Here is a 4622-nt window from a genome sequence, read left to right as displayed (position 1 = left end):
GGCGCGCCCACCCGCGCGCTGTTCGCCCCCGGCCTCGCCCCCCGCCTGCTGTCCGTCACCGCCGCCGACGGCCGCGCCTACTTCGTGACCTGGTCGTACGGAAAGCTCGACGCGACCGCCTCCGCCTCCGCCTCCGCTCCCGCCTCCGCCCCCACCGACACCATCGTCTCCCTCGACGTGTACGACGCGTCCACCGGCGAACGCCGCCGCGTCGAAGTGCCCTGGCCCGCCGCGCCCGTCGTCACCGCCGCCGGCTCCCGCGTGCTGATCAGCGACGGTAAGGCAACCGGCGCGGTGGTCGACCCGGCGACCGGCGCGGTGTCCCGGGTGGAGCCCGGCGCGCTCGGCCGGCCGAAGGGCTGCGGGGGGTGCGGCCAGCTGACCGAACTGCGCGCCGTGACCGAGCAGGGCGTCCTCGTGGGCGGCGCGGCCGAATTCTGGGTCCGCGGCGGCTGGTTCAGCCGTACGGTCGCCCCCACCGGCACCGCCCCCGCCTCCGGTGTGCTGTCCTCCGTGGCACCGGGACGGATCCTCGCCCGGTGGCAGGGCAAGAAGGGCGCCAAGGACGCCGCCACGCACGAGACCTGGGCGGTGCACGACATGACCACCGGCAAGGTGCTGGCCCGTACGCGCTGCCGCAGGCCCGCGCTCGAGCCCGTCGACGCGCCGCAGCCCGCCCTCTCCCCCACCGGCCGTTACCTGATCGCCGGCCGCCTCGCCTTCGACCTGGCGACGGGGAAGGGCCACTGCTTCGAGGAGGCGGACGGTACCGGTCCGCTGACCCTGACGGCCGTGACGGACGAGGGCACGGCGTACGGCGCGGCCCTGGCCCGCTCGGTGGCCGACGCGCTGGCGGGCGGCGGCAGCCCGGTCGCGGTGGACCTGACGGCCGGGGAGCCCGAGGCGGTGGCGCTGGCCTCCAACGTACGGCTGCCGGGCGGGAGTACGGCGGGCCTGGGTCTCTTCCCCTGGACGGACGCACGGGACCGGCCGCACCTGACGGCGTACGCGCTACGCCCCTGACAGAGGGCGGACAGGCACAGGCGCCCTACGGCGTCGGCCGCCGCCGCTGCCAGGGCCGTACCAGCCCCAGGAAACAGCCGATCGCACCGGCCGCGCTGACCACCTGGACGAGGGCCATCGGCGCCGCCGTCCCCTCGCCGCCGATCCCCACGAGCGGCGACGCCACGGCCCCGATGAGGAACGACGACGTACCGATGAGGGCCGAGGCGGACCCGGCGGCGTGCGGCGTGCGCATCAACGCCTGCGCGTTGGTGTTGGGCATCGCCAGACCCATCGCGGACATCAGGACGAACAGGCCCGCGGCGACCGGGAAGAGCCCCACCCTGCCGAACACCCCGGTCGTCATCAGCAGCAGCGCCACCCCGGCGAGCAGGATGACCGCCAGCCCGAAGCCGAGCACCCGGTCCAGGCTCACCCGGCCGACGAGCAGTTTGCCGTTGATCTGGCCGACCACGATCAGCCCCACGGAGTTGACACCGAAGAGCAGACTGAACATCTGCGGCGAGGCGCCGTAGATCTCCTGGACGACGAACGGCGAGGCCGCGATGTACGCGAACAGCGCGGCGAAGGCGAGACCGCCCGCCAGCATGTAGCCGGTGAAGACCCGGTCGGCGAGCAGCCCGCGCATCGTACGCAGCGCCTCGCCGACACCCCCGCTGTGCCGCTTCTCCTCGGGCAGGGTCTCGTGCAGCCACTTCCACACCACGAACGTGAGCAGCGCGCCGATCACGGTGAGGACGAGGAAGATGCCCCGCCACTCGGTGAGCCGCAGGACCTGACCGCCGATCACCGGCGCGATGATCGGCGCGACACCGGAGATCAGCATCAGCGTGGAGAAGAACCGTGCCATCTCCACCCCGTCGTACAGATCACGCACCACGGCCCGGGCGATGACGATGCCCGCGGAGCCCGCCAGCCCTTGGAGGAGGCGGACGCCTATGAGGAGTTCGACGTTGGGGGCGACGGCGCAGAGGGCGGTGGCGAGGACGTAGACGACCATGCCGAGGAGCAGCGGTCTGCGTCTTCCCCACCGGTCGCTCATGGGCCCGACGACGATCTGGCCGAGCGCCATCCCCATCAGGCAGGCGGTGAGGGTGATCTGGACGGTGGCGGCGGGCGCCGCGAGCGAGCCGGTGACGTCGGGCAGAGCGGGGAGGTACATATCCATGGAGAGCGGCGGAAGAGCCGTGAGCCCGCCCAGGACGAGGGTGACGAGGAGCCCGGCCCTGCGGGCGGTGGTGGGGTTCTCCGTGAGCCGATGCGCGTCCTGGGGAGGTGCCTGGCGCTGGGCCGGCAGCTTCCCCGCCGTCCCGGCCGGGTGCGAAGCCGCCTCCTCGGGCAGCCTCTTGGCCGCGTCCGGCAGGAGTTGCCCCGGTGCTATGTGGCCTTCTCGTCCCTCGGTGGTCCGCCCGCCGTCAGGCATCCGCATCTCCATGTCGTTGAATCCTTACCTATGCTCTCAGCTCAGGCGGAGTGATCAGGACCTGTTTATCCGGGATCCATGCGAAACCTGTGAACACCTACGAACGAGGCGGCAGCACATGACAGCGGAAGCGGAACAGCCGATACCCGCGACACCGAGGGCACGGGTGACACCGGTGGCGGCCGACCGGGCGGTGCGCTGGGGTGTCCTGGCGACGGGCGGGATCGCCGAGCGGTTCGTCACCGAGGTCGGCGAACTGCCGGACGCCGAGATCGTGGCGGTCGGCTCGCGCGGTGACGCCTCGGCGAAGGAGTTCGCCGGACGGCTCGGGATCCCGCGCGCGTACGGCAGCTGGGCCGGGCTCGTCGCCGACGAGGACGTCGACGTCGTGTACGTGGCCACCCCGCACTCCGCGCACCGGGCCGCCGCCGGGCTGGCCCTCACCGCCGGGAAGCCGGTGCTCTGCGAGAAGGCGTTCACGCTCGACGCCCGGGAGGCGGGCGAGCTGGTGGCGCTGGCCGGGGAGCGGGGGCTCTTCCTGATGGAGGCCATGTGGATGTACTGCAACCCGGTGATCCGGCACCTGGTGGAGCTGGTACGGGACGGGGCGATCGGCGAGATCCGTACCGTACAGGCGGACTTCGGCCTGGAGGGCCCGTTCCCGCCCGAGCACCGGCTGCGCGACCCGGCGCTGGGCGGCGGCGCGCTGCTCGACCTCGGCGTCTACCCGGTGTCGTTCGCCCAGCTGCTGCTCGGCGAACCGGACCGGGTCCAGGCCGACGCGCTGCTCTCCCCCGAGGGCGCCGACCTCAACACGGGGATCCTGCTGGGCTGGGACGCGGGCGCGACGGCGCTCCTCACCTGCTCGGTGACGGCCGAGACACCCCGTACCGCCACCGTCACCGGCACCAAGGGCCGGATCGAGATCCCCGCGGGCTTCTTCGCCCCGGACCGCCTCGTCCTGCGGCGGTCGGGCGCGGAGCCGGAGGAGATCACGGAGGAGCGGCTGACGGGCGCGGGCGGCCTGTGGGGGATGCAGCACGAGGCGGCCGAGGTGATGCGCTGCCTGCGGGCGGGAGAGACGGAGTCCCCGCTGGTGCCGCTGGCGGGCACGCTGGCGGTGATGCGGACGCTGGATGCGGTGCGTTCGCTGATCGGGGTGCGTTTTCCGGCTGTCGCCGGGGGGTGAGGGTCCGGCGATCGCGGGGGCCTCGTGCCGGACGGCGTCTGCGGCCCGGTGGTGGGCGGGGCTTACTGATGTCCTCAATCGCCGGACGGGCTGGGTTGGTCGGCGTGACGGGCGGTCGGACCGGACTGGAGCAACAGGCGGTCAGGCCGGGGTCAGGCCCGGGTCGCCCGCCTCTGTCACGAAGGACGCGGCCGTTCTGACCGGGCTCCCCGGTGACGTGACCACGTCCACCGTACGGAAGTCCGCCCTGGCGCGCGTGAGGCCCAGCTCGACGTTCACGTAACCTCGCCGCCCGCTGTAGAACTTCATGTGCGGATTGGCGGCCATGAAGGTGTCCCAGTCGGCGGGCCGGTCCTGTCCGTCCTTCCCGCTCGTGACGGACGTCGCCACGATCTCCGTGCCCAGCGTGCGGGAGTCCGGGTCGTCCCAGTCCTTCTTGATGTCGTACGCGTGCCCTGTGTGCACGTCCCCCGACAGCACCATGAGGTTCGCGAGACCGGCCGCCTCGGCCCCGTCCATCAGCCGCTGCCTGGACGCCGGATAGCCGTCCCAGGAGTCCATCGACAGCTTGTGGCCGGCGGTCGGGGAGGTACGGCGCCGGGCGAAGGTGATCTGCTGCGGTACGACGTTCCAGGTGGCCGTCGAACTCTTCCAGCCGTCCAGCAGCCAGCGTTCCTGGGTCTCGCCGGTGAGGGTGCGCGAGGGGTCCTCGGACTTCGGGCCCGGCACCTGCCAGCCGTCGCCGTACGCCTGGTCGGAGCGGTACTGCCGGGTGTCCAGCACGTCGAACTGGGCGAGCCGTCCGTACTGGAGCCGCCGGTAGAGCCGCATGTCCGGGCCGGACGGCGCCTGGAGGGGACCCAGCGGCATGTTCTCCCAGTACGCGCGGTAGGCGGCGGCCCTGCGCAGCAGGAACTCCTCCGGGGAGACGGAGTTCTCGGGGATGTCGCCGGCGTAGTTGTTCTCGGTCTCGTGGTCGTCCCACGT

At 72.7% G+C, this 4622-nt stretch carries 4 protein-coding genes; 2 read left to right on the top strand and 2 right to left on the bottom strand.

The window, feature by feature from the left end; genetic code table 11:
* The coding region (locus tag GT042_RS29655) for a hypothetical protein (protein ID WP_161311775.1) at positions 1-1023 on the top strand (1023 nt) is incomplete at its 5' end.
* A gap of 25 nt (positions 1024-1048) precedes the next feature.
* Here GT042_RS29655 and GT042_RS29650 read toward each other — a convergent pair.
* Positions 1049-2458 (bottom strand): multidrug effflux MFS transporter, encoded by a 1410-nt coding sequence (locus GT042_RS29650; RefSeq protein WP_237531326.1) that lies wholly within the window; start codon positions 2456-2458, stop codon positions 1049-1051.
* Between the two features lie 106 nt (positions 2459-2564).
* Here GT042_RS29650 and GT042_RS29645 point away from each other — a divergent pair, with 106 nt between their 5' ends.
* A complete protein-coding gene (locus GT042_RS29645; RefSeq protein WP_161311774.1) occupies positions 2565-3635 on the top strand; it encodes a Gfo/Idh/MocA family oxidoreductase in 1071 nt (356 codons plus the stop codon).
* Between the two features lie 141 nt (positions 3636-3776).
* Here the strand turns inward: GT042_RS29645 and GT042_RS29640 are convergent.
* Positions 3777-4622 (bottom strand): alkaline phosphatase D family protein (locus tag GT042_RS29640; RefSeq protein ID WP_202534137.1); only part of this gene is annotated, 846 nt, incomplete at its 5' end.

This window comes from Streptomyces sp. SID3212, assembly GCF_009865405.1.
Classification (GTDB): domain Bacteria; phylum Actinomycetota; class Actinomycetes; order Streptomycetales; family Streptomycetaceae; genus Streptomyces.
The sequence above is the reverse complement of the archived record's forward strand: the minus strand, read 5'-3'. Positions and strand labels throughout refer to the sequence as shown.